The following is a 25,444-nucleotide window of genomic DNA, read 5'->3' as shown; positions in this document are numbered from 1 at the left end:
CACCCGAACCCGCCCAGGTCGTCTTGACGGATCTTGACTGGGGTCGGCCTTCTCTCAATGGCGTGCCCTGTTTGCGCGTCTGGCCTGAAACGCACGATCTGCTCCCAGGCACGTGTGTAGTCTTCGCTCAACAAGAGGAGCAAGTCGCCAGGCCCGGCCATTTCGAGCGCCGACTGATTCGCCGTCTGCTCATCGGCTATGACCTCGATCTGCTCTGCCCCGACTCCATTCTGGCGTAGTGACTCTCGCAGCATTTCCGGCACTTCGAGGTGATCCCGTCCACGCGAGTCACTGTCCCTGTGACAAATGTAGTGCTCAAAGTGTCCCGCCGCGATATGGCCGATCTCCAGGATGTCCTCGTCACGGCGGTCGCCGGGAACCGTCAGCGAAACGATCTTCGCACGCTCGGCTCCCAACCGGTCTACCAGACCGCACATGGTTTTCACGGCCGCGGGGTTATGGGCATAGTCCAAAATCACCCTGAAGGGATGCTGATCGTAGATGTTCAGGCGGCCGGGGGTCTGGAGGAAGGTGTTATCAAAGGTGCGCAGGCCACGGCGGATGCTCTCGAGATCGATCCCGAGGCCGTGGGCGAGGGCCGCAGCGAACATCGCGTTCTGCACATTGTGGAATGCGAGCCCCTGCACCGTGGCTGGGATCACGTGAGTCCACAACAAAGGAAAACGGTGACCGCTGTCCCACAGGCAGACCATGTGGCCGTTTATCTCTTCCTCCAGCACGACCGCCACGCCGCCCGCCTGGACGTGCTCATTTACCAAGGGGTGAGCCGCGTTCATGGTCACGTAGCCCAGGCGGTTTGCGTGACTATGATCCGCCATCTTCAGGCACAAGGCGTCGTCAGCGTTGAGGACGGCCATCTCCTTCGCCACCTCGACGACGATGCGCTTGACCTCCGCCATTTGCTCCACCGTTTCGACCCCGCGCAGGCCCAGGTGATCGGCGGTCACATTGAGGCAGCCCGCCACGCTGCATTCCGGATAGCCCAGACCCCGCCGCAGCAGGCCGCCCCGGGCCGTCTCCAGTACGGCGGCATCCACGGCGGGGTCCGCAAGAATCATGCGGGCGGACGTCGTTCCGGTCATGTCACCCTTCACAGTCAACCGTCCGTCGACATAGATGCCGTCGGTGGTGCCCAAACCCACCGTGTACCCCGCCAGTTTCAAGATATGAGCGAGCATGCGCGACGTGGTGGTCTTGCCATTGGTGCCGGTAATGCTGGCAATGGGAATGGTGCTTGGAGCACTGGGTGGAAACAGCATATCGATGATGGGACCGGCAACGTCCCTGGGCGTTCCTTCAGTGGGCGCCAGATGCATCCGTAGACCCGGGCAAGCATTCACCTCGCACATGGCCCCGCCGGTCTCACGATATGGCGCGGAGATATCCGTGGTAATGAAATCAGCTCCCCCGACGTCCAGGCCGATGGCCCTGATGGCCCGGACGGCCATCTCCCGGTTGTCCGGGTGCACGCTATCGGTAACATCGATGGCGGTGCCGCCGGTGGAAAGGTTGGCGGTGGCACACAAGTAGACGATCTCGCCCGCCACAGGCACCGTCGTGAGACCATAACCCTTGTCAGCAAGGAAGCGTTCTGCCACGCCGTCGAGTTCCACGCGGGTGAGCACGTTTTCATGTCCCACACCCCGGCGTGGATCCTCGTTCACCTCGTCCACCAACTCCTCGATGGTGTGAACACCGTCACCTGACACATGTGCGGGGATGCGTCTGGCAACCGCCAACAATTGATCATTGACGACCAGCATGCGGTAATCAGACCCCGGTATATAGCTTTCGACGAGCACTGCCTCGCTGTACTCCTGAGCCCTCTCAAAAGCGAGCTCCACCCGCTCCGGGGTTGTAACCTGAACCGATACACCCTGCCCGTGATTAGAGTCCAATGGCTTGATCACAACGGGATAGCCGATCTGTTCGGCACTATGGACGGCGTCGCGGGCGCTATAGACCTTGCGCTGCCTCGGCACCGGCAGGCCCGCGTCACGCAGGATCCGGTTGGTCTCCGCCTTGTCCGAAGCCAGGTCTACCGCGATCTGACGGGTCTCGCTGGTGAGCGTCGCCTTGATGCTTTTCTGGAAGCGGCCGTAGCCGAGCCGTATCAAGCTGCCGCGGTTTAGGCGCGTCCATGGAATCGAGCGCTTCATGGCGGCGCTCACCAATGCGGCAGTGCTAGGTCCCACGTCGCAACCCCGCGCATAACGGATGAGTTCATCCAGTTCATGTTCAAAGTCGAAAGCGTCATCGAAGTTCCGCTCCGGCTTCAGCTTCAGGTCTTCAGGAAGCAGGTGTTCGAGCAGGGCCAGGGAAAGGTCTCCGGCTTGCCGACCGACATCCTCGTCCAGGTATTCGTAGACTATGTCGTAATGCCCGCGCGGCCCGGCGGCGCGCGTCTTGCCAAAACTCACATCCGAGCCTGCCACCTTCTGCAGTTCGATCGCTACGTGCTCCATGACATGGCCCAGCCACGTTCCTTCGCCTTCGACCATGCGCCGCACGAACCCACCGGGGGCTTGATAGGAACAGCCATGTTCCCGAAGGCCGGGCAGATAGCCAAGGAGACGATCGATGAAGCCTTGACCGAGGCGCCCGGTTGGCCACTCTTCAAGCACCCCCAGATCGATGGTGTACCGAATGACCGGGAAATGGGCATGAATATTGGGTCCTTGATAAGCGATGAGTGACTTGACTTCCATTTCATGACCTCCTGCAGTCTCGTTTCAGGTCATTGGTCTCCAAAGCCGCCGAAGTCCCTACAGCCATGGCCTGATCTGATGCGGTTGTGAGGTAGATGGGAGACGAAATTGGGGATCGTGCACGCCAGCACTGTCGGGCAAGCCGCAAGCACCAACGTGACTCGACGGGCCTTCGCTTCGTTTTCATGCAGGGAATGGACTCGGCCAAGATGGCAGAACAGCATCGCCACGAAACGACTCCGCCTTGACAGCGCGTTGCCGAGATGAGCAGCACTAACCTTCTTTCTCACTGGTCCTGACCTGGTCCGCTCGATGAGCGCGAGGACCTGACTGGACATGCTGCAGGGTGCCTTCACGTCGTGCTCCTGGCCGGTGGTAGATTTGTTAAACGGTCACCCACACCCTAACGCTCCAGCGTCATAACCTTGAACTGGACGAGAGTTATTACAGGTAAGACGCGCGCCACTTTGTAGTCGTCGCAACAGAGACGCACTCATGGGTGTTCCAAGCACGATGACTGCCCGGAACCATCTCCGACCGATCGGCCACTTTAAAAATAGAGGCATTTCCAGATAAAGCAACATCTCTTCCGTAATTTTCTGCCCGACATTTGAGATCTTGCCGAATCCGAACGCCTATCGGCTCTCAGGAGTAAGGGACCTTGGCGAGCAACTGTCCTTGCGTCACGGCGAACGTGGCCCAACCGAGGAACCACAGATTGCCCGCGCACCGTTGCTCCATGGCAGTGATTCGCCTGAACGACATAAGTCAGATCATCCACCATCGTCCACTTCGGCGTGTCGAGACCGAGAGTCTCGTCCGGGCCGATCGCTCGATCGCTCGAATAGGCTGGCGGTTCCGCAAAGCCGACAAGAGAGTGCGATTAGCGACCACGCACATTTGCAACCACGCACGAGTGTCCGGAATGGCCGATGAAGCAACGTTCATCCTCGCGAATGGAATGGCCGCTTGCTGGGGCGGATTCAACCAGTCGAACGATCATGTGGGCGAGTGACGCTTCCTGGCCGAAAGTGCCCTTCTTTGAACGATGCCATCAGGCGGATCGTCGACCAAATCTGCGATTCGCGAGTCGCACGCGGCTATCGTGACCGACCGCCCGCTTCCGGGAGGCACCCGGCGATGCCGCGCCAGTGCTTGACCCTACCTGATCGGGATGGAAAGAGCCTTAAACGCGGGTAGGGGCGATCGCGGTACGCGGCCGCAGCGTCGCCATGATCAGGTACATGCCGCCGCCGATCACTACGCCGAAGAACCAGCCATATGTATTCCACCAAACCGGCAGCAGATCGGTGAAGTTGGGCAGGAAGGTCGAAAACACGCTGCCGACCGCCGCCGCGGCCAGCGCGTTGACGTTCCAGCCGCCTTCGTAGCGATACTCGCCGTGCTCCTGGTAGAGCGCCGCGACGTTGATGTTGCCCTTGGCCACCAGATAGTAGTCGACCAGGATGATCCCCAGCAGCGGGCCCATCGTGGCGCCGATGGCGTTGACGAAGTGCGCGGCGTTGCCTTCCCACGGCGCAAACGGGTAGAGCACCAGCGCGATGGCTGCAGCGATGAAACCGCCCTTCTTGAAGCTGATCTGCCTGGGGAACGTGTTGGAGATGTCGAACGCCGCCGAGACGAAATTGGCCACCACGTTGATGCCGAGCGTGGCGACTGCGAAGGTCAGCGCCGCGATGAGCGCCAGTGTCCAGCTGTCGAACTTGGCTGAGATCTGCTCGGGGTGCAGCAGCACTTCGCCGTACACCCTGAAGGCGGCGATGGTGGTGACGCCGGCGACCAGCGAGAACGCAATCAGATTGACCGGCAGGCCCCACAGATTTCCTTTCTTGACTGCGTCGCGGTTTCTCGCATAGCGCGAGAAGTCGCAAAAGTTCAGGTACAGCGCCGCGAAGTAGGTGATCCAGGTCGCGCCTACGGCCATCAGCGCCCAGAACGAGCCGGGCTCGCCGCTGACGCCGGCGTCTTTGGTCTTCTCGAGCAGCGCGTCCATCGGAATGCCATGCTCGAACGAGAAGCCGCCGGCCTTGACGCACAGGCCGATCGCCAGGATCAGCATCGCGATCCACACCGCCGGACCGGCCAGGTCCTGGAATTTGCGCACCGTTTCCATGCCCTTCTGAATGATGAGCAGCTGCAGCGCCCAGACGATGAAGTAGCAGATCACTTCCAGTCCCGAGTGGCCGAGGAAGTGCGTGCCCTTGTGGAACTCCATCAGGCTGGCGCTGCGAATCAACAGCGCAACTATCGCGCTCGAAGCCGCTGCCGTCTGCGCGCCGTACCAGAAGCAGGCCACCACGGCGCGCACCAGCGCAGCGAGGTTGGCGCCCCACACGCCGAAAGAGGCGCGCGCCAGCACCGGGTATGGCACGCCGGTCTTCTCGCCGGCGTAGCCGATCAGATTCATCAGCGCGAAGATCACGAGTGAGCCGAGCCCGATCGCCAGCACAAAGTTGGTAAAGCTGCCGCACAGCAGGAACAGGCTGGCGGCGAGGTAGTAGCCCCAGAGGCTGTGCACGTCCGACGTCCAGACGTTGAAAATGCTAAAGGCACCCCAGTTGCGCACCCGGGCGGGTGCGAGATCTTCGTTGTAGAGGCCGGGGGAAGGGTTGCGGATTTCCATCTGTCGTCTCCTTTGAGTTCGTGGAACTGAGGAAACACCGCCAGACGACCCTGGGCGGCGATGCCCCCGCGTCTGAAGCAGGCTCGTATGCAAGAACTGTATCTACTTTGCGGCACAGCTCTGAATGGGTTAACCCTAGTCGAGAGGCATGTCGGCGCAAGCCAACAATCCGATCCCACGCACAATGAGCGCAATCGCAAGTTCGTCGTTGTTGTCCATGTGACCGCACAAATCAATAAAATTGCGCGACGCTTACCGTTGCTGCGTCCCGCTCGCAATCTGTGGGGCCGTTGATGTGGAGATGGCTGGAGGACCCCTCGTCGAAGGGTTCGATGTGAGGGCAGCCCGATTCAAATGCCGTGTTTGATTTACTCCGATGGTCCCGCATCGGGCGACAGCTGGCGTTCGTCAGTTCAGATGCGATCTCAAATGGCAGAAGTGATCGGGTGCCGCCGAACGCAACCGGCGGTGCTCAGCTCCTCTCCGAAGTTTGCTGTCGGACCGGGTTCGGCCACAAGCAGCCAGTCGATGCCGCGCCATGGATCGTGGACAATCCGCCGATCAACCCGGCCGGCGCTCTGCCTATCAGGTGACCACCTGTCAGGGACACCTTGGGAGGGCACGTACACGCCTCGGCACGGCGAACATCGGCGACGCGTTCGCGCGAATCGTCGTATGGGTTCTACGAAACGATCCAACATGCACAGGTTCCGATCCACCGAACATCAGTGGCCTCGGCGCAAGATTTAGAACGTGTGAACTGACCGGCAGAATTAGCGACTACAAACATATCCGCTCCGGTCGTGACAAGGTGGGCGGCGCCCAACATCTCATCAGCGGGGCGGGTGAGATAGCGGACTATGGTCGGTCATACTGCCCGCCCGAAATAGCGACATTACATCATTGCCCGAAGCGGAAAGCTCTACTTCTGAGCGCCGTTAGAAACGGGGGACTACCGAAGGCCCTCGATCTGCCTTTTATCTGGCCATCAACGTCGGCGGCATCAACATTGATGCACGCCGGCACAGATGGCCGCTCAGATATCGAACGGGTGTTTTTTGAGCGGGCGATGAGCGGTATCATCGCGTCCAGCCATGCCTCGCAACCCTACTTCGCAGTAGCCGCCGCATTGGCCCGCGCCTTATGCAATTTTTTGTAGCTGTCGATCAGGTGGTGGTGCCTGTCGAGACCCTCCAGCTTCATACTCGTTGGCGTTAGCCCAAAGAAGCGCACGCTGCCGTCCACTGTCCCAAGTACCGCGTCCATCCGGGCGTTGCCAAACATTCGACGGAAGTTGACCACGTAGTCGTCCAGTTCAAGGTCGTCATCGAGCATCACCTCCAAGACCACATTCAAGGCCTGGTAAAACAATCCGCGCTCGACCGTGTTGTCGTTGTACTGCAGAAAAGCTCCGATCAGCTCCTGCCCTTCCTCAAATTGCTTCAAGGCGAGATGAATCAACAGTTTCAACTCGAGAACTGTTAGCTGCCCCCAGTCCGTATTCTCGTCAAATTCGATGCCGATCAAAGTGGCAATATCGGAGTGCTCGTCCAGCTCATTGTTCTCCAACCGCTCAAGCAGTGCTGCCAGGGAGGCATTGTCCAGTCGATGCAAGTTCAAAATATCCGCGCGGAACAATAGCGCCTTGTTTGTGTTATCCCAGATCAAATCCTCTACCGGGTAAACTTCCGAATAATCGGGCACCAAAATCCGGCAGGCTACGGCACCCAGTTGGTCATACACCGCCGTGTACACCTCTTTGCCCATGTCTTCGAGAATACCGAACAAGGTTGCTGCTTCCTCGGCATTGGAGTTTTCACCCTGGCCCGAAAAATCCCACTCAACAAACTCGTAATTCGCTTTGGCGCTGAAAAAGCGCCACGACACTACACCGCTGGAATCAATGAAGTGCTCAACAAAGTTGTTTGGTTCAGTCACGGCGTTACTGACAAAGGTGGGCTGAGGTAAATCGTTCAGGCCTTCAAAACTACGCCCCTGCAGTAATTCCGTCAGACTCCGTTCCAGCGCCACCTCCAAGCTTGGGTGCGCGCCGAACGAGGCAAAGACACCGCCTGTGCGCGGGTTCATCAAGGTGACGCACATCACCGGGTAGGTCCCACCCAGCGACGCATCTTTTACCAGCACCGGAAAGCCCTGCTCTTCCAATCCATGAATTCCGGCCAGAATGCCAGGGTATTTCGCCAGCACTTCGTGCGGCATATCAGGCAAAGCGATTTCGCCTTCCAGAATTTCGCGCTTTACCGCCCGTTCGAAAATTTCGGACAGACATTGCACCTGCGCTTCGGCCAGCGTATTACCGGCACTCATGCCATTGCTGACGAACAGGTTCTCGATCAGGTTGGACGGAAAATACACCACTTGGCCGTCCGACTGCCGCACAAACGGCAGCGAACAGATGCCGCGCTCCACATTGCCGGAGTTGGTGTCGTATAGATGCGAGCCATACAACTCGCCATCGGAATTATAAATTTCGAGGCAGTACTCATCCAGAATTTCAGCCGGCAGCGCATCCTTAGGGCCAGGCTTGAACCAGCGCTCATTCGGGTAATGTACAAATTCCGCATTGGCGATGTCTTTGCCCCAAAATGCACCGCCATAGAAATGGTTGCAATTCAGTCGCTCGATAAACTCTCCCAACGCTGACGCCAACGCGCTTTCTTTGGTCGCTCCCTTGCCATTGGTAAAACACATCGACGAGTGCGCATCGCGAATATGAAGCGACCACACATTTGGAACGATATTGCGCCACGAAGCGATCTCCATCTTCATGCCCAAGCCCGCCAGAACGCCCGACATATTGGCGATGGTTTGCTCCAACGGCAAATCCTTGCCCGCAATATAGGTGCTGGCATCAGAAGCCGACTTCAACGTCAGCAACGACTGAGCATCGGCATCCAGGTTTTCTACCTCTTCAATGACAAACTCGGGCCCGGCTTGCACCACTTTTTTCACCGTACAACGGTCGATGAAGCGCAAAATACCTCGGCGGTCCACTTCCGAGATATCCGACGGCAACTCAACCTGAATCTTGAAAATCTGTTGGTGCCGGTTTTCCGGATCAACGATATTATTCTGCGACAGGCGGATATTTTCGGTAGGGATATTGCGATTTACGCAGTACAACTTCACAAAGTAAGCTGCACACAAAGCCGATGAGGCCAGAAAATAATCGAAGGGACCAGGCGCCGAGCCATCGCCCTTATAACGGATAGGCTGGTCGGCCACTACCGTGAAGTCATCGAACTTGGCTTCAAGACGTAGCTTATCGAGAAAATTGACTTTAATTTCCATGGGGAAATTCCAAAAATTGTGCTAAAAATGATGTAGCCGCTATTATCCGTCACAAAGTGCAGTTGCTGTTGCAGATCGCGAATGTTGCTAGCGGTGTCCATTGAAGCGCTGACGCTGTCCGTTTTTTCCACTAGCGTCGCTTTGCCCCGGAGCACGAACTCACTGCCGGGAACGACTGACAAAGCGCAGCACGATAACACTCTCACCGCCATCAATGCGAACAGTGGTGGAGGCCGCCTACGAAACATCCAAAGTGCCAAACTGCCTGGCGTTTTTGGTCTGCGCGCTGAGATGTCCGCGGTGCGAGATAAAAAAAATGACCTCCGGTATTTGCGCTTGCTGCCGTCTCAGACCGTTGCGCTAATCGCGCGCCTCGACAGCCGCACTAGCCAAATTGGAGGACACGCCGAACGCTACCAAAATCAACGGACATCCTGTCGCTCATTCCTAACTGCAACGCTAAGGGTGACAGAATTGTCAACTGGCGTCCTGGCCTTACCTCGCACGGGACACCAGTTCTCGCCACAAACCGTGAACTATTGGCAGAAACGGTTAACAGCAACACCTTGCGGCGATGATATGCAACGCTCGGACTCGCTAGCAGCCACAGCAGGACCCGCGGATCGGGACCGATCCAGATCGTTGGTCCCGGTTCGAACGGCTGCTTTGGAGAAATCCGGTCGACTGCTGTGGGTCGATCAGCGACAATCGCGGGCGGCGGCACCCTCGCAATGGATGTCTCTCGCCTGGTTTTAGCGAAACCTGGAGCCCGACCATGTATGCGATGCATTATGAAATCACCTTGCCCGCCGACTACGATATACGAGGGAAAAGCTGCGACCGTCGACGTCCCACTCCCGGTCGCGGCGCGGGCGCTCGGCTACAAGGGCGCTGCCCCTGATGATACGACCGGAGGCAGATTCCGACCTTTGGGGAAGGGTCCCCATCAGGATCACCGCGCCCCCGCAGACTGGTCGGCCCATTTTGCGTCGACCACGTCGAGCATTCCGATATCCGGCACGCTGCCCAGCAATGACAGCGAATGCTTGGCGAGTTCCCGAGGAACATGACCCGTCAAGTCCGCAAACCGACCGCCGTTGTCGGGGAAGACGTCAAAGATGCCGAAGTGACTGTCGTCAAGGCGGATGGCAAACCAGGCAACGGTCTTGGGTTCCTGCTCCACGAGTGCTTGCGCGTCGCGAAGGAACTGCGCGACCTGCGCCTCATGGCCCGCCTTTGCCTTGAACGTGAGGAGCAGCGCCTTCGTGACCGGCTCGCCCGATGATGTTGCAGGCAACTTGTCGGCCAGGACCTCGAACTCCTGAATCAGCGGCGCCCCGACAAACACGCTGCCGCCGGCATCCAACAACGCTTGTATAACTGGCCCCGCCAGATGCGCCTCGCGGCCGGCATCGTCTGGGAACACGTCGAAGATGCCATACTCCGATCGCCCGAATCTGATCGCGAACCACGCGGTCGTTGCTTCCGCCCGACCCATCGCGAGAGCTGAGCGCAGGACGTCTTCCGCCCCGGCGGCGTCGTAGCCGGCCTTGACTTCCAACCTGACGAGCAGACCTTTAGTGCCCATGAGACACCTCCATCCGTGATCGACCGACCGTGAGCGCCTGAGCGTGCAGTCCTTCGACGCTAACAAGCCAGCAGCGCCGCGCAGCGCTCCAGAGGACACCTTCGGTCCTGCGATCCTCGGCCGGCGGTATCGGGCGCGAGACATCTCGCCCGGGCATCCTGCGCGCCTGCAATGAACCTCAACTGACACGATAGAGGATTTCGCCTCGCCGTTCCAGGCGGGTTCGCTGGAACCGGCTTGCCCATACGACTCTGGCAGCTCCAGCTACACGAGCTTCGCTAGCGACACGTCGGCAAGTCAGGAGCCGGAGCCTGCCGACGTTCGGTGGGGATGAGCAGCTGAGGTACTCATGCTGCGCCGCGAAGAGTGTAAGAGCGCCGCACGCCGGGTAAGCCGCGCTCTGAGGCCCGGTGACCCGCGGAAATGTGGTCCGACGAGGCTCCCACTGTCCTGGTCAGAGCAATGCCAACAGGCGTTGGGCGACCGCTGCTACCATAGCCGAAGATCGAAGCCTACGGGTTGCCCCCGCGACGATCCGGTTCCATGGGCTTCAGATCAGTAACATGGCTTGCTAGCTATGCCTGTTCGTTGGCAGCAAGACCTCGGGAGCACACGATGATCGTCGAGCGTATCTGGACTGGCAATGCCTACCGCAACTTCAACTACCTGATTGCATGTCCGGAAACCGGCGAAGCACTTGCCATCGATCCGCTTGACCATGAAAAGTGCCTCGCCGCCGCGAAGGCCAAGGGTTGGCAGATCACGCAGATCCTCAACACCCACGAGCACCGGGACCACACCGGCGGCAACGAAGCGATGGTCGCGGCCACGGGCGCCAGACTGCTTGCGCATTTCAGGGCCGGCGCTCGCATCGCGGGGGTGGACCGCGGCGTCAAGGCCGGAGACATCATCAAAGTCGGGAAGCGGGTCGAACTTGAATGCATGGACACGCCCGGCCACACCATGTGCCACATCTGCCTGCGATCGCATACCGACCAACCGGCGCTGTTTTCCGGCGACACCCTTTTCAATGCGGGCGCCGGCAATTGCCACAACGGCGGCGATCCGGGCGAGCTGTATGCCACGTTTGTGGACCAGCTCGCCAAACTGCCGGACGACACGAAGATCTACCCCGGGCATGACTACATCGAGAACAATCTGAGGTTCACGTTGTCGCTCGAGCCGGAAAACGCCGCTGCCCGGGCCCTGCTTCCCCGCGTGGCGGGTCATGACCCGAAGACCTCGATCGTCACCACGCTCAAGGATGAAGAGCAATTCAACATCTTCTTCCGGCTCACAAGCGCAAGCGTTATCGCCAGGTTGCGGGAAAGCTTCCCGGATCTCCCGGAAGAACCCGATCCCAGGACGGTGTTTCTCAAGCTTCGCGAGTTGCGCAACAGGTGGTGATCCAGCAAGGCGCGGAGCGTTGCCGCTCACCGCATCGGGCCATCTCTGTGTAGCAGGCATCATCGAAGGCAGGAGGGCGCTGAAGCTCCGGGTTTAACCTCGCCAAAGCAGTCCCTGGCGGAAGTCGGCCCTGGCCAACAAGACGCTCCAACGAGCGTTCGCTTTCGACCGGAGCGAAGGACGCCTCTGTCGGATCGATGGCGGGTATTGGCGAAGGGCAGCATGCGGCCGAGGCTGCGTAAAAACGCGAGTGATCGCCTAGACTTAAGGCTTGCCGCCCTTGACGCGCTGGCCGATGACGTACGACAACAAACTGTCGCCGCCTACGTCCAGCCGGTACTGACGCCCCACGAACGCGAAGCCGGCGGTTTTACCCCGGTTTCCGACGTCCTTATGGGCCCCAGTTTACTGTCGTGGGTCGCGGGCAGCAGGTGGACATGCTTTGCGTGACCATCGCCGCCGTGCCGGAACTCAGTCGCCGCTAGATTTCCGCCCTCGTGTCGACCTCCCGCAATCCTGGCCGCGATTCTCACCCTCGCCCTCTCGCCTCCGATCGCCGGTCAGCGCGCTCTGCTGCGCGCAGATCCCGGATTCGGCGTCCTGAACCCGTCATGACGGCGCACACCGCTTCGTGATGCATCGCCAGCCATTACGTGCGCGAACTGCCTCCGCCAGGATCTCCAGGTATGTTCCGTGATCGACACGCTCATCCGGCGGTAACTCCGACGCCTTATGCCGTTCGAGCGCCGCGTGTCGGGACTCGCCATCCTGCGCCATCGCAAGAATCCGGCTGTAAGCCTCACACGCGTAGGCAAAGGTCTCGCGCTGATGGAAAGCGATGTCGAGCGCCGTTGGGCACTGGCGACGCTCAGGTAGACCGAGCGCTGTGCGGCGACAATTGTGCAGTACGTGTGCCGCCTCATGTACGACGTAATCCGCAAACGGGTCGGTCTGGTCGAAGTACGCGAGCGACACGAAGCAGGTGGCGTCCTGGCTCAATCCGACCAGCTCGCCGTCCTGCGAGCCGAGCCGCTGCGCGCCCAGACTATCCAGATACAAATTCGCGAGGCGCCACGCGGTCGAGAGCCACGGTTCCGTGGTGAGCACGTCGACGTATCGCGCCTCTCACCGGCGACGGAAGACGTACTTGCCGCCGGCACTTACTACGCGAAGCCGCAACTCCTGACGATTGATCGCCGATGCATGGTTAATGTGCCGGAGATCGACATTGGGCTCATCGCGTCGCCTGACCAAACAGCCGCGGATCCAGCGCAAAGGGTTCGGCGCTGATGACCCCGGCGCTGCACAGACGACCGAAGGTATCCGCATCGCCAGTTGCTCACCCGCCTCAAGCCGTTGCCGGCCAAGCCCTTTTCGCCGCCGGCTCGCGCGTCAGGTATGTCCGACGTCCGGCAGCCCGGGTATGGCGGTCCGAAAGCTGACAGCGCCCGTCACATTTGAACGAGTTCAAGCCCGTTTTCGGCACACGATTGCCTCAGCGCGCTTTCGACAGAATCGGCTCCATACGAATACCAGCGCTCGAGAGCGCCTTCACGCTCCAGAAAATCCTTGAAACGCGCACACGCCCCTTGCCGCCGGAAAAAACCTTCGACCTGGTCGTAATATCCGGGCAACTCCTGTGCGACACGACACTGATCTGCCCGGTCATTCTGACCTCTTGGTTCTCGTGCTTACGCAATGTTCATTGCCCGTTCGACCTGCCCTCTCGTTACTATCTCACGAACGGCACGGGCAACGAATCCCAGCTTGAACAGCAGCAGCACGGGCCTCGGCGTGTCCATAGCGCGTGGCTTGTGCCGAGTAGCGCGGCTGCGCCGTACCACCAACGCCGCTCAATGCCGCATCAAGGACCACAACAGCAGCGCCAGCAACACCACTACCACGACCTGCCAGAACAGCACCGGATCGCTCTCGAGCAAGGGCTTGCGTCGAACCGGCGCCATCGCATCCCGACCGCTCGAAAAACGTTCGAGATCGGCGCAGACTTCGAGCACGTCCTGATACCTGCGCGCCGGATCGGGCTGCATCGCTTTCTCCAGCACCAGGTCGAGCCATTGCGGCGCGTCGGGCCGGTATTGATAGAGCGGCATGCGGCCATTGAAGCCGTAGGGCAGCTTGCCGCCGCTGAACAGCCGGTACAGGGTCACGCCGTACGCGAACACCTCGGAGCGCGCATCGCCTTGTGCGCCCCTCATCAACTCGGGCGCCATATAAGCGGGCGAGCCCGGTGCGGCGTCGGGGCCCGGCAATTGCATGCCCGGCATATAACCGAAACCGAGATCGAGCAGGCGCGTGCTGTCGCCCCGCATCACCAGCACGTTCTCAGGTTTGATATCGCGATGGAAGATATTGCGGCGATTCAGCACGTCGATCGAACGGCCTAGCTGTTGCGCGATCTTGAGCGCACGTGGCAGTGCCATGGGTTGCGGCGCTGCCAGCAGTTTTTCGAGCGTGACGCCTGCGCCGAGCGGCATCACTACATAGAGCCTGGTTTGCCGCTCGGCATCGACCGGCATCGGCGCAAGCACGCCGTCTTCGCCGATCTTGCCTGCCAGCCAGCGCTCGCGCACGATCGACTGGCGCACGTTCTCGTCCTGCTCGACACGCGGCTTCGGAAACTTGAGCGCCAGCGGCGTGGTCGGATCGGCCAGATCGTAGCCGCCGAAAATCCGCGAATAGAAGCCATCGCTCAACACGCTCTTGAGCAGATATCCGTCGATCACTTCGCCGGCGTCGGGCACCGCCGGAATCGGCAAGGTGCCGACCACCCGCTCAAGGTAACCGATATCGAGCAAAGGCAGGCCGCCCACGTCGAGCACCGCGCTCGTCACGTCGTCTTGTGAGCCGCGCGCCACTGCCAGCGCGCCGAGCCGGCGTGCCGTTTCGAGCGCACCGCCGCGCGTCGCCAGCACCGTCTGCAGTTCGCGCATCGGCACGCGGCGATAGAGTCCGTCGGAGCACATCAGCAGGCGGTCGCCCTCGCGCAGTTCAAGAGTTTCGATGCGAGTCACCAGCGTCGGATGCATGCCGACCGCGTGAGCCACATAAGAACCGAAGGCGACCGGCACCACGTCGTCGTCACCGAGCTGGGTCAATTGGCCATCGCGCAGCAGATAGAGCCGCACATCGCCGGCCGCTACCAGATACGCGGTAGCGCGCCGCACGATCAGCGCCGCAAAGGACGCGGCCATCTGCTTCAGTGCAGGGTCGACGCGGCCGATCTGATGCAGCCAGCCGTGGATTGCCTCGAGCGAACGAGCAGCGGCCACGCCAGGCTGCAAGGTGTCGGGGAGCCCGTAATAGGCTTCGATAAAGGCCCGCACCGAGAGTTCGGCCGCGACCCGCCCGCCCTTGCTGCCGCTCACGCCATCGGCAAGAGCGATCACGCTGCCACGCGCGGCGCGCTCCGCCAGATCGCCGAGCATCACACCGACGTAGTCTTCGTTGATGTGATCCTGCCCGCGGGCACGGGCAGGGAAAGAAACACAACCAATCGCGAGCGCGGCGCACTCGCCGCGCTCCGGCCTCAACTGCAGATCGATTTCCTGGCCGCCCATTCCGCGACCGCTAACGAGCCTTCCCTCGGGATCGTCCGGCATTCGCCCCGTATTGGGTGCGGGCAAACTATCCGGAAAGAAGGGTTCACTCATTTACTTTTTGCCGTGGGTCATCACGTCGCTGGTTTCCAGATCGTGCTCGATCTTTTCGAGCACCTGCGGCGAGCGCTTCTTGAGCATCAGCAACCAGACTGCGCCAACCAGCATATACGCAACGAACAGATACGGCAGGATGTTATACGGATAGTCGGGCACCGGATACACGCTGCCGATCACCGCGCCGACCATCGCCAGTGCACCGAGCACGCCCCACACCACGTTACTCGTCTTGAGCTCGCCCTGCTTCTTCAGGTAAACCGGCGCCGCGACGGCGACCAGGAAATACACGACCAGGAAGCCAAAGGTCGCAAACGTACTGGTATAGCCGAAGGTGTTGAGCGGACCCGTGCCGAGCATCGCGATACACACCACGAAGGTCACGATGGAGGAAAACGCAACGGCCAGGTACGGTGTCTGGTGCGTGCGATGCACCATGCCCATCGAGCGGTGCACGAACTGATAGCGGCCCATCGAATACAGCAGGCGGCTGGACGAGTTGATGCACGCAAGCACGCACGAGAACGCGCTGACCGAGGCAATCAGATAAAACACCGGACCGAGCGGCGAAGCGCCGACGCTCGTGAGCAAAGTGCTGAGCACGGCCGAATCGCCGCCGAGCTTGGCTGCGTCGTCGTGGTAGGCGATCGTCATCGAATAGGCCACAAACATAAAGAACAGGCCCGACAGGATCACGCACCAGACCACCGCACGCGGAATGACGCGCAGCGGGTTCCTGGTTTCCTGGCCGAGCGAGGCCGCGCTCTCGAAACCCACGTACGAGAAGATGCCGAGCACCATGCCCTGTGCCATGCCCTTGCCGCTCACGCCCTGCAGCCCCAATTGCGTATGGTCGACGATATGGTCCGGATGCAGTGCGAGCACATAGATCAGCACACCGCCCACGATCACCACCGAAGCGGCTTCGATTGCCAGCGACAGGCGCGAGGAGAGCTTCACGTCACGTGCCGAGAAGAACCAGGCGAGGCCGACAAAGACCGTGTAGACCGCCCACGAGGGGACATTGATACCCCAGGCAGTAAAAGCGTTCTGCACGAACACGACGCCCGCGGCGCCAACCCCCATCGCCGTGCCCACGTAAGCCGCAATCAGACCCCAGCCCGCAATGCCACCCGCCATCGGCCCAAGCGCGCGCGAGATATAGATAAAGAACGAACCCGCCGACGCGATCCGGCTCGAGAGCGCGATGATGCTCATACTCACCAGCAACAGCCCGAGTGTCGAAAGACCATAAATCAACCAGGTCCCCGCACCGGCCAGCGCCGCGATCGCGGTTACGTTGATCGACGGCGTGAAAGTTGGTGAAAGGTTCGCGATGGATTGGCCAATGACCTCGGGAAAACCTAAGGTACCGGCACGCAGGCCACCCGATGATGCCGGCGCTGCTTGTGTGGTGCTTTGCGGAGTGCTCATATTGGGCTCCTGATGGATTGGTGAATCAAGGTTGAATGCACTCAACTCTTCCACAGTCAAAAAACGCAAAACAACTCAATTCATGTGGTCCATCCGGGAATCCACGAAGTACCCGCGAGCGGAATGCGCGCCATCGCCGCAGCTTCCACAGTCAGGGCAACGAGATCTTCGGGCTCCAGGTGATGCACGTTCTGCTTGCCGCAGGCCCGCGCGATCGTCGTCAACTCCATGTTCAGCGTCTTCAGGTAGTTGCGCACGCGGCGCGATCCTTCTTCCGCCTGCACGCGCTGTTCGAGCATGGCGTCCTGCGTCGTCACGCCGACCGGGCATTTGCCGGTGTGGCAGTGATGACAGAACCCCGGCGACGTGCCGAGCGCGGCATAGTCCGCCGTCGCCGGATGCAGCGCGCCGTTCTGAAAGTACGTATCGCTATTGCAGCCGAGCGCCATCAACATGCCCTGCCCGATCGCGACCGCGTCGGCGCCCATGGCGAGCGCCTTCGCCACGTCCGCGCCGGAGCGAATGCCGCCCGACACGATCAACTGCACCGTGCCCTTCATGTTCAGGTCTTCGAGCGCATCCACGGCCTGACGAACTGCGGCCAGGGTCGGAATACCCACGTTCTCGATAAAACATGTCTGGGTGGCGGCGGTGCCGCCCTGCATGCCGTCGATCACCACCACGTCCGCCCCGGCGTGCACGGCCAGCTTGACGTCGTTGAACGTACGCGTCGCGCCGACTTTCACGTAGATCGGTTTTTCCCAATCGGTGATTTCGCGCAATTCCTGAATCTTGATCGCCAGATCGTCGGGACCGGTCCAGTCCGGATGACGGCTCGCCGAACGCTGGTCGACGCCCGCGGGCAGGGTGCGCATCGAGGCCACGCGCGGGTTCACCTTCTGCCCGAGCAGCATGCCGCCGCCGCCCGGTTTCGCACCCTGCCCGATCACGACTTCGATCGCATCGGCACGGCGCACGTCGTCGGGATTCCAGCCGTAACGCGACGGCAGGCACTGATATACCAGCGTCTTTGACGAGCGGCGCTCTTCCTGCGTCATGCCCCCGTCGCCGGTCGTGGTGGATGTGCCCATCGCGGTAGCCGCCTGGCCGAGGGCTTCTTTCACGTTCGCCGACAGCGCGCCGAAGCTCATGCCCGCAATCGTGATCGGAATATCGAGCACGACCGGCTTCTTCGCGAAGCGCGTGCCGAGCACCGTTTGCGTCGTGCATTTCTCGCGATACCCTTCGAGCGGATAGCGCGAGAGCGACGCGCCGAGAAACAGCAGATCGTCGAAATGCGGCACGCGGCGTTTCGCTCCCAGACCACGAATTTCATAGAGGCCGCGCTGCGCGGCGGCGTGGATATAGTCGATCGTCTTGCGGTCGTAGCCTTGCGACTCTTCCTGCTGCAAGCGGGCGAAGTGAACGGGTTTGGCTTCCATGGGAACCTTCTTCGAGAGCGTGTGTTCAATATTCCTGGTTCGCGTCGGCGTTCCAGTGATAGAGCGTGCGAGCGGAGGCGATCCGTCTGAATGACGCGGGGTCGTGATCCATGCCGGCGGCGGTGAGCAATGCGCGTACGGCGTCGAGATCGGCTTGTGTCATCGGTTCGATCTGCGCATCCGCGCCGAGCGACTTCACCTCGCCACGCACGTACAGCACGGCTTCGTACAATGAGTCGCCCAAGGCATCGCCCGCATCGCCGCAGATCACCATGCGCCCCGCCTGAGCCATGAAGGCCGAGAAACTGCCCACCGAGCCGCCGACCACGATGTCGCCGCCCTTGAGCGAAATCCCGCAGCGCAAGCCCGCATCGCCGTCGATCACGAGCAGGCCACCATGTGCGGACGCCCCCGCGCCGTTGGATGCAAATCCCTTCACGTGGACCTTGCCGCTCATCATGTTTTCCGCGACGCCGGTGCCCGCGCTGCCCTCGACGACGATCGTCGCGAGCTGGTTCATGCCGCCCACGTAATAACCGGCGTGTCCTTGCACCGTGACCGTCGCGTGCGCGTTGATGCCCACGGCGATGTTGTGCGCCCCGTTCGGCGACGCGATGTCGACCTTCACGCCTTCGAGCGCTTCTTTCGCGCCATGCAGGTACTGGTTCAGTTCGCGGACCGACGACCCCTCAAGGTCGAACTTCATGCTTTCCATACATACATCTCCTCGGGTGCGGGTTCGAATACCCTGGCGTTTTTGATGTCCGGCAAATGCGCGAGCGAGCGGAACTCGGAAGCGATCGCCACGTAGTCGTCGTTTTCTGCGACCACTGCGGGTTTGCACGCGAACGGATCGCGAATCAGCGCGAGTTCGGTCGAGGTGCCCATCAGGAACGTGTAGAAGCCGTCGAGCTCTTCGAAGCCCTTCTGCAACGCGACCGGCAGTTCATCGCCTTCGCGCAGCCGCCATTCGAGGAAGCGGCACGCGGCTTCGGTATCGTTGTCCGTCTCGAAGCGGATACCTTGCGGCTCCAGCTTGCGGCGCACGCCATGCGCATTCGACAGCGAGCCGTTATGCACGAGGCAAAAGTCTTCGCCGGCCGTGAACGGGTGCGCACGATCGGGCGTGACCGCTGACTCGGTCGCCATCCGCGTATGGCCGACGAGATGCGAGCCGGTCAGCTTCGAGAAGTCGTAACGCTGCGCAACCTCGGCAGGCGAGCCGATGTCCTTGTACAGATCGATCGAGCGTCCGGTGGACAGCAGGAACAGCTTCGGAAAACGCTCGGTGAGCCATGCCTTCACAGCGTCAACATTGCCGTTCACGGTCAGCACCGCGTGATTGCCCTTCGTCTCCACCCGCGCATTCACGTCGATCGCGCCGTTCAGCGCATCGAGCAGCGCGTTCCAGTCGAAGCCGTCGCCGGCTTCCGTAAAGCCCGCATACAGGCTCAGCTTGCGCTGGCTTTCGCCGACCGCACCGCCGAACACGGCGAGTCCGGCCGAGTCCGGGCCGCGCTCGGTCATACCGATCAGCATCGGCACCATCAATTGACCGAGTTGCGCGCGCAGTGCCGGCGTCTTGACCAGCAAGCCTACAATTCCACACATAGTCGTACCCCCTTAGAAGAATTCCAGATAACTTTTCATTTCCCAGTCCGAAACATGGCGCATGTACTCGAGCCATTCCATTCGTTTGAGCTTGATGAATTCGTCGGCGACGGGGCCGAGCGCATCGCAGATCAGCCGATCACTTTCGAGTGCGTCGAGCGCCTGTTCGAGGTTCTGCGGCAGGATGCCGATCTGGTGCTCGCGCAACTTCGCGGGCGACCAGTCGTAGAGGTTTTCATTGGCCGGTGCACCCGGCGACAATTCACGTTCGACGCCGTCGAGACCCGCCGCGATCACGGCGGCCGTCGCGAGATACGGATTGCATGCGCCGTCGGGCAGACGCAGTTCGATGCGCTCGCCTGGCATGCGCACCATCGTCGAGCGGTTGTTGTCGCCATAGCTGATATAGGCCGGCGCCCACGTCGCGCCCGTCAGCGAGCGGCCCACCACGAGACGCTTGTACGAGTTGACGGTCGGATTGCATAGCGCGGCGAGTGCCGGCGCATGCGCGAGCAGTCCCGCAGTGAACTGATAGCCGAGCGTGGATAGCCCCATGCCGAGCTTGTCGCTTTTGTCCGAGAACAGATTGCGTTCGCCGTCGCCGATCGACATATGCATGTGCATGCCGTTGCCCGGACGGTTCGCGAAGGGTTTGGGCATGAACGAGCAGATCATGCCCAACTCGTTCGCGATCTCGGATGCAGCCATCTTGAAGAACACGTAGTGATCGCACGAGGTCAGGCAATCGGTATACGTGTAGTTGATTTCGAACTGGCCGTTCGCATCTTCGTGATCGATCTGATAGACGTCGATGCCGACCGAGCGCATCGATTCGGTGAGCCTTTCCAGGAAGACGCGCGTGCGCGACAGTCCCTTGTAGTCGTAGCACGGCTTGGCGAGCGTATCGCTCGGGTCGCACGGTTCGATCGCGCCCGTCACCGAGCGCTTGAGCAGCGAGAACTCCGGCTCCAGTCCGGTGAAAAGCGTCCAGCCGCGTTGCGTCATGCGCGCGACCTGCTTCTTCAGCGTGACGCGCGAGTCGTATGCCCACGGCTGCCCATCGACGTGGCCGTCGCAGACGATTCGCGCGAGACCGTCCTGCCAGGGCACCGGCGTGAGCGTCGACAGATCGCCCACCGCCATGTAGTCCGGACCGTTCGGCTCGATCCCCACGCCCCAGATCGCGAAGCCCGCAAAGCCGGCGCCGGCCTTCAGTACGCCCTTCAGATGCGCGACCGGGACCGACTTGGCCTTCGCGACCCCGTGAATATCCACGAATTGCGCCAGCACGTATTTCACGCCGCGTTGCGTGAGGTAGTCCTGCGCCTCTTCAGCCGAGCCAAAGCGGGGCACGCTACCCAACTCGTTGACCGGCAGCTTGCTCGCATCGTTCAGGTTCATCGTCACTCCTTGCATCACCATCGCTGGCTGATTGGCGAGTCATGCCCCATTGCACGACCCCACTGCGAGCCTGTTCGCAGCATCAATACAAATTTACTACTGTGCAACAATAGTTCCCATTGAGAAACTTTCTGGGCGCAATACGGCCCTTCTTATCTGCTACCCTCCTGCCTTTCAACGAGGTTCAACCATGCAAAACGGCGAAGACAGCAAAAACTCGCTCGAACGCTATCTGGGCGCGACGATCCGCGAACTTCGCCAGCGCCACGGGCTGACGATCGCTCAGGTGTCGGAGCAGGCCGGGATCAGCCGCGGCATGCTCTCGAAGATCGAGAACGCCCAGACTTCCACCGGGCTCGACGTGCTCAACCGGATCGCCAATGCGCTCGGTGTGTCGATGTCCACCCTGTTCCGCCGCTTCGACGTTCCCGAAGGCGGCGCCCAACTCGTGAAGAAGGGCGAAGGCATGGAGGTGGTCCGTAAAGGCACCAAACGCGGCCACACCTATCACCTGCTTGCCTACGACCAAGGCCCCAAAAAACTGTTCGAGCCGTTCCTGATCACGATGGACGACGAATCGGAAACCTTCCCCGTCTTCGAACACCAGGGCACCGAGTTCATCCACATGCTCAAGGGTGTCATCGAGTACCGGCACGGCCAGCAAACCTACATCCTGCATCCCGGCGACACCCTCACCTTCCAGGCCGACGTGCCCCACGGTCCCGAGCGGCTGATCGAAATGCCGATCCAGTTCCTGTCCATCTTCGTGTACGGCGAAGGTGACCGGGACTGATGCGCCTTCATTCGCCGCTACTTCTTATGCAACCTCCATGCCATGATTACCAATGGGAACATAAGATTCATACTGGGAAACACTTTGGGCGAACCGACGGCATCAAACGGGTGACTTCCGCGGATCCTCACCGCGTCAAAGCAGTGCGGTTTACCGACCTGCGCGGTGCCTCGCTGCACAGGAACGGCACCTCGGGTTCAGATCCATCAACAGCATTACTTATACAAAGTGGTCACAAGTGCTCGAGCGCATTCAGCGCGCCGCCCACCATGCGTTGCAGCGTCGGTTGAAGCGCAGCGGCGCGTGCGTCGTGATAGGAGAACGGCGCGTCTTCATTCATGTAGATGCACTGACACATTTCAAGCTGAACCGCGTGAATACCGCGCTCGGGTTCGCCATAGTGACGCGTGATATAACCACCCTTGAAGCGGCCGTTCGCGACCCACGTATAGGCGCTGTCCGCAGCGGCTCGTTCGGCTGCGTTTTGCACGAGCACGTTTGCGGTGCGGCCGTCTTGCGTCCCAAGATTGAGATCCGGCAACTTCGCGTCGAAAAGGCGCGGCAGTACGCTCGCGATCGAATGTGCTTCCCATAGCAGTACATTCGGATGCCGCTCGCGCAGCCTCGCCAACTCCGCTTGCAATGCCGTGTGGTATGGCTGCCAATAGGCAGCCACGCGGCGTTGCTTCTCCGCCTGATCGGGTTCCTGACCGGGCCGGTAAACCGCTTCGCCCCGAAACGTTTCCGTTGGACAAAGGCCCGTCGTCGTTTGGCCGGGGTACAGACTCTCGTCGTTCGGCGGCCGGTTCAGATCGATCACGTAGCGGGAAACGCGCGCGCCCAGCAAAGTCGCGCCCAGCGCTTTCGCAAAGTTGTAGAGACGGTCGAGATGCCAGTCGGTGTCCGCTACACTCAGTGCCACCTCCGAATACCCATGCTTCAGCGACGACGGAATCTCCGTGCCGAGATGCGGAATCGAAATCAGCAACGGCCCATCGCCGATATGCAGCTTGTAAAGCTCACTCATCGTTGACTCCTTTAAATTTTTTTCTCAGCGCAGCGCGCCATCGGGCAAATGCGGCAATACGCGGGCCAGCGCCGGCCAGATGCTGTGATCGAGCACGCCACGTGTGAGTGTGATGATCTCCGACGCGAAATCGTCCCATTCACCCTGACGATGCAACAGAAAAAAATCACGACGCCCAAGACGGCTATCGGGCAGCGGCAATACGGCAATGTCGTCGAGGTAATGACGCGCCTGCCACAAACAGAGCGGCGTCGAAATGGCAAATCCGAGCCCTGCGGCCACGAGACTCAATAGCGGATCGGTCGCGTCGAATTCATAGCGTCGCGCGCTCTCTATGCCAAGATGCCGCGCGAACCGCTCAACCTGCTGGCCGATCACGGAGCGCGCCGTATAGCGGATCAGCGGCAATTCCAGGGCGAGCGTGCGCCAGTCGACGTTCTTGCGCTGATCGAGATAACGTCGCGCCACGACGGCCACGAAGGCTTCCGAAAACAGCGGGACTTCGACAATCCGTGCGTCGCTCAATAACGTCTGCGTGCAGATCGCCACGTCCAGTTCACGGTCGTGCAACTGCTTGCTGAGGCCCGGCGTCAGACCAGACCAGAGCGAAATCTGCCGCGCCGAGCCCGATACCGCCCGGATCAGTTCGGGCCCCACGGTGGCCGCGAACGAATCCACGCACCCGAGCCGCACCGGCAGCTTGCCTGCATGCGACGCATCGCCGACGCGCGCGCTCACCATCTGCGCATGTTCGATCAACGGACCGGCCAGTTCCAGCAGTGCGCGTCCAGCGATATTGGGGCGTGGCGGCCGGCTTTCGCGATCGAACAGATCGACGCCTTGATCGCGCTCCAGCGCGCCAATGGCCTGGCTGATCGCGCTCTGGCTTACGCCCAACTGCTTCGCCGCGCCCGTCATGGACCCCGCCTCGCAGACTGCGATGAAAGCCTGCAATGCGCGCAGGTCGATGGGAGGTTGGGTTCGTCGCATGAAAACTCCGGTGGTTATCGCGTCTGGCGCCTTTCGCCTTCTTGCCCTCTTTTGTCACGGAAGAGCCTGCATGATGCATTTTTCTGCCGGCACTTGCCGACCATGAGCAATCCACGGTCTGCACCATAAGTTTGCCTAATACAAAAGTCCCGTGGGATTCGGCTGCCTAGAATCGGCTCCATCTTCAACGCAGAGGTTCACATGAGCCATTACGATTTTGTTGTGATCGGAGCCGGTGTAATCGGAGCCTCGGTAGCCCATCATCTGGCCGCGCTCGGCGCGAAAAGCGTGCTTGTGCTTGAACGCAGCACCATTGGCGCGGGCACGACGTCGCAGTCGTCCGGTCTGTTGCGCACCCATTATTCGGTGAAACAGAACGTCGAACTGGCCCGCTCGTCGTGGTGGGCTTTCAACAATTTCGCCGAATATGTTGGCGACGACGAAGCGTCGTGCGGTCTCGTCAAATGCGGCTACATGATTTGCGCACCGGACGGCGGCAAGATCGATCCGCTGCGCGCGTCGTTGACCGCACAGCAGGACATGGGTATCGAGGTCCAACTGCTCGACCGGGCCGAGGCGCGCGAACGCCTGCCGATCGCGCAATTCGACGACGCCGCGTTGATCGGCTACGAGCCCGAAGCGGGCTTCGCCGACGCGTATCTGGTTGCGACCAGCTTCGCTCGCGCGGCGCGCCGGCAAGGCGTCAAGATCATGGAGGGCGTGAGCGTCACCGGCGTTTTGCGCGAGGGACGCAAGGTAGTCGGCGTGGAGACGACGGCGGGCTCGTTCAGTTGCGGCACGCTGATCAGCACGCAGAACATCTGGACACCGGAGATGGCCGGCTGGCTGGACGTGGATTTGCCTGTGAAGCCTGAACGTCATACCGTGCTCGCGCTGGAGTGCGACACAGCCGCCTATTCGTTCAAGATGCCCGCGTTCAAGGATCTTGGCTCAGCCGGGATGCTTTACTACCGCAGCTATGGCGGCAGCCAGATGCTCGTGTCCGAAGGCGTGGTCGGCGAAACGTTGAATGCGCTGGAGACCGAGCAAGGCGATATCTCGCTCGATTACGTCGGCGAAGTCGGAGCGCAAGTCGCCGAACGCTTTCCCGCTTATGAGACCGCAGGTCTGGCGTCGTCATGGACGGGTGTGTACGACGTCACGCCCGACTGGAATCCGGTGCTCGGCTCAGTTGGCGATATCGAAGGACTGGTGGTGGGGTTCGGTTTCTCGGGACACGGTTTCAAGCTATCGCCGGGGGTCGGTAAGATTCTCGCGCAGCATGCACTTGGGCAGCCCACTGACGTTTCGCTGGCCCCCTATGCGTTGAGCCGGTTTGCGAGCGGTGCGCTGCTCGTCGGCAAATACGGCGCGGGCGCCGTGTCCTGATCC

18 protein-coding genes are annotated in these 25,444 nt (G+C 60.8%); 4 read left to right on the top strand and 14 right to left on the bottom strand.

Annotated elements, in window-relative coordinates:
• The 3 genes from cphA to F6X42_RS33140 form a co-directional block, all read right to left on the bottom strand.
• Positions 1-2,729 (bottom strand): cyanophycin synthetase (gene cphA / locus F6X42_RS33145; protein ID WP_187638219.1); only part of this gene is annotated, 2,729 nt, incomplete at its 3' end.
• A 29-nt stretch (positions 2,730-2,758) separates the two neighbouring features.
• On the bottom strand, positions 2,759-3,067 hold the full coding sequence (locus tag F6X42_RS46635; RefSeq protein WP_512699648.1) for a hypothetical protein: 309 nt from the start codon (positions 3,065-3,067) through the stop codon (positions 2,759-2,761).
• Positions 3,068-3,915: 848 nt separating this feature from the next.
• Positions 3,916-5,373, bottom strand: coding sequence for an NCS1 family nucleobase:cation symporter-1 (locus tag F6X42_RS33140; RefSeq protein WP_187638218.1), 1,458 nt, complete (start codon positions 5,371-5,373; stop codon positions 3,916-3,918).
• An 87-nt stretch (positions 5,374-5,460) separates the two neighbouring features.
• On the opposite strand from F6X42_RS33140, the gene F6X42_RS33135 reads away from it, so the two are divergent.
• A complete protein-coding gene (locus F6X42_RS33135; protein WP_187638217.1) occupies positions 5,461-5,667 on the top strand; it encodes a hypothetical protein in 207 nt (68 codons plus the stop codon).
• Between the two features lie 813 nt (positions 5,668-6,480).
• On the opposite strand, the gene F6X42_RS33130 is transcribed toward F6X42_RS33135, so the two are convergent.
• The gene (locus tag F6X42_RS33130) at positions 6,481-8,685 is read right to left on the bottom strand and encodes an OsmC domain/YcaO domain-containing protein (protein ID WP_187638216.1); all 2,205 of its coding nucleotides are present in this window, start codon (positions 8,683-8,685) and stop codon (positions 6,481-6,483) included.
• A 952-nt stretch (positions 8,686-9,637) separates the two neighbouring features.
• Entirely contained in the window at positions 9,638-10,273 is a 636-nt protein-coding gene (locus F6X42_RS33125; protein WP_187638215.1) for a putative quinol monooxygenase, read from the bottom strand.
• A 615-nt stretch (positions 10,274-10,888) separates the two neighbouring features.
• Between F6X42_RS33125 and F6X42_RS33120 the strand changes: the two genes are divergently transcribed.
• On the top strand, positions 10,889-11,680 hold the full coding sequence (locus tag F6X42_RS33120; RefSeq protein WP_187638214.1) for a hydroxyacylglutathione hydrolase: 792 nt from the start codon (positions 10,889-10,891) through the stop codon (positions 11,678-11,680).
• Between the two features lie 609 nt (positions 11,681-12,289).
• Here F6X42_RS33120 and F6X42_RS33115 read toward each other — a convergent pair.
• From F6X42_RS33115 to glnT, 7 genes are all read right to left on the bottom strand, one after another.
• Positions 12,290-12,787: a hypothetical protein gene (locus F6X42_RS33115; RefSeq protein ID WP_187638213.1), complete on the bottom strand. Its 498-nt coding sequence runs from the start codon at positions 12,785-12,787 to the stop codon at positions 12,290-12,292.
• A gap of 746 nt (positions 12,788-13,533) precedes the next feature.
• Complete coding sequence (locus tag F6X42_RS33110; protein WP_187638212.1) at positions 13,534-15,351, bottom strand: bifunctional protein-serine/threonine kinase/phosphatase; 1,818 nt, start codon at positions 15,349-15,351, stop codon at positions 13,534-13,536.
• A complete protein-coding gene (locus F6X42_RS33105; RefSeq protein ID WP_187638211.1) occupies positions 15,352-16,788 on the bottom strand; it encodes an APC family permease in 1,437 nt (478 codons plus the stop codon).
• Positions 16,789-16,868: 80 nt separating this feature from the next.
• On the bottom strand, positions 16,869-18,230 hold the full coding sequence (locus F6X42_RS33100; RefSeq protein ID WP_187638210.1) for an FMN-binding glutamate synthase family protein: 1,362 nt from the start codon (positions 18,228-18,230) through the stop codon (positions 16,869-16,871).
• A 25-nt stretch (positions 18,231-18,255) separates the two neighbouring features.
• Positions 18,256-18,945 (bottom strand): GltB/FmdC/FwdC-like GXGXG domain-containing protein, encoded by a 690-nt coding sequence (locus tag F6X42_RS33095; RefSeq protein WP_187638209.1) that lies wholly within the window; start codon positions 18,943-18,945, stop codon positions 18,256-18,258.
• Positions 18,933-19,841, bottom strand: a complete 909-nt coding sequence (locus tag F6X42_RS33090) for a class II glutamine amidotransferase (RefSeq protein WP_187638208.1) — start codon at positions 19,839-19,841, stop codon at positions 18,933-18,935. The genes F6X42_RS33095 and F6X42_RS33090 overlap by 13 nt, the downstream gene beginning before the upstream one ends.
• Before the next feature lie 12 nt (positions 19,842-19,853).
• Positions 19,854-21,242 carry a type III glutamate--ammonia ligase gene (gene glnT, locus F6X42_RS33085; RefSeq protein WP_184063037.1) on the bottom strand — a complete coding sequence of 463 codons (1,389 nt, stop codon included), beginning with the start codon at positions 21,240-21,242 and terminating at the stop codon, positions 19,854-19,856.
• A gap of 190 nt (positions 21,243-21,432) precedes the next feature.
• On the opposite strand from glnT, the gene F6X42_RS33080 reads away from it, so the two are divergent.
• The gene (locus F6X42_RS33080; RefSeq protein WP_187638207.1) at positions 21,433-22,035 is read left to right on the top strand and encodes a helix-turn-helix domain-containing protein; all 603 of its coding nucleotides are present in this window, start codon (positions 21,433-21,435) and stop codon (positions 22,033-22,035) included.
• A 232-nt stretch (positions 22,036-22,267) separates the two neighbouring features.
• Here F6X42_RS33080 and hutG read toward each other — a convergent pair whose 3' ends face one another.
• Positions 22,268-23,062, bottom strand: coding sequence for an N-formylglutamate deformylase (gene hutG, locus F6X42_RS33075; RefSeq protein ID WP_187638206.1), 795 nt, complete (start codon positions 23,060-23,062; stop codon positions 22,268-22,270).
• A 24-nt stretch (positions 23,063-23,086) separates the two neighbouring features.
• Positions 23,087-24,052: a LysR family transcriptional regulator gene (locus tag F6X42_RS33070; protein WP_187638205.1), complete on the bottom strand. Its 966-nt coding sequence runs from the start codon at positions 24,050-24,052 to the stop codon at positions 23,087-23,089.
• A 201-nt stretch (positions 24,053-24,253) separates the two neighbouring features.
• Here F6X42_RS33070 and F6X42_RS33065 point away from each other — a divergent pair, with 201 nt between their 5' ends.
• Positions 24,254-25,441: an NAD(P)/FAD-dependent oxidoreductase gene (locus tag F6X42_RS33065; protein ID WP_187638204.1), complete on the top strand. Its 1,188-nt coding sequence runs from the start codon at positions 24,254-24,256 to the stop codon at positions 25,439-25,441.
• The last annotated feature ends 3 nt before the right edge of the window (positions 25,442-25,444 follow it).

It is taken from the genome of Paraburkholderia podalyriae (assembly GCF_014397785.1).
In the GTDB taxonomy this organism is placed as follows: domain Bacteria; phylum Pseudomonadota; class Gammaproteobacteria; order Burkholderiales; family Burkholderiaceae; genus Paraburkholderia; species Paraburkholderia podalyriae.
This window is presented reverse-complemented; position numbering and strand designations above follow the sequence as displayed.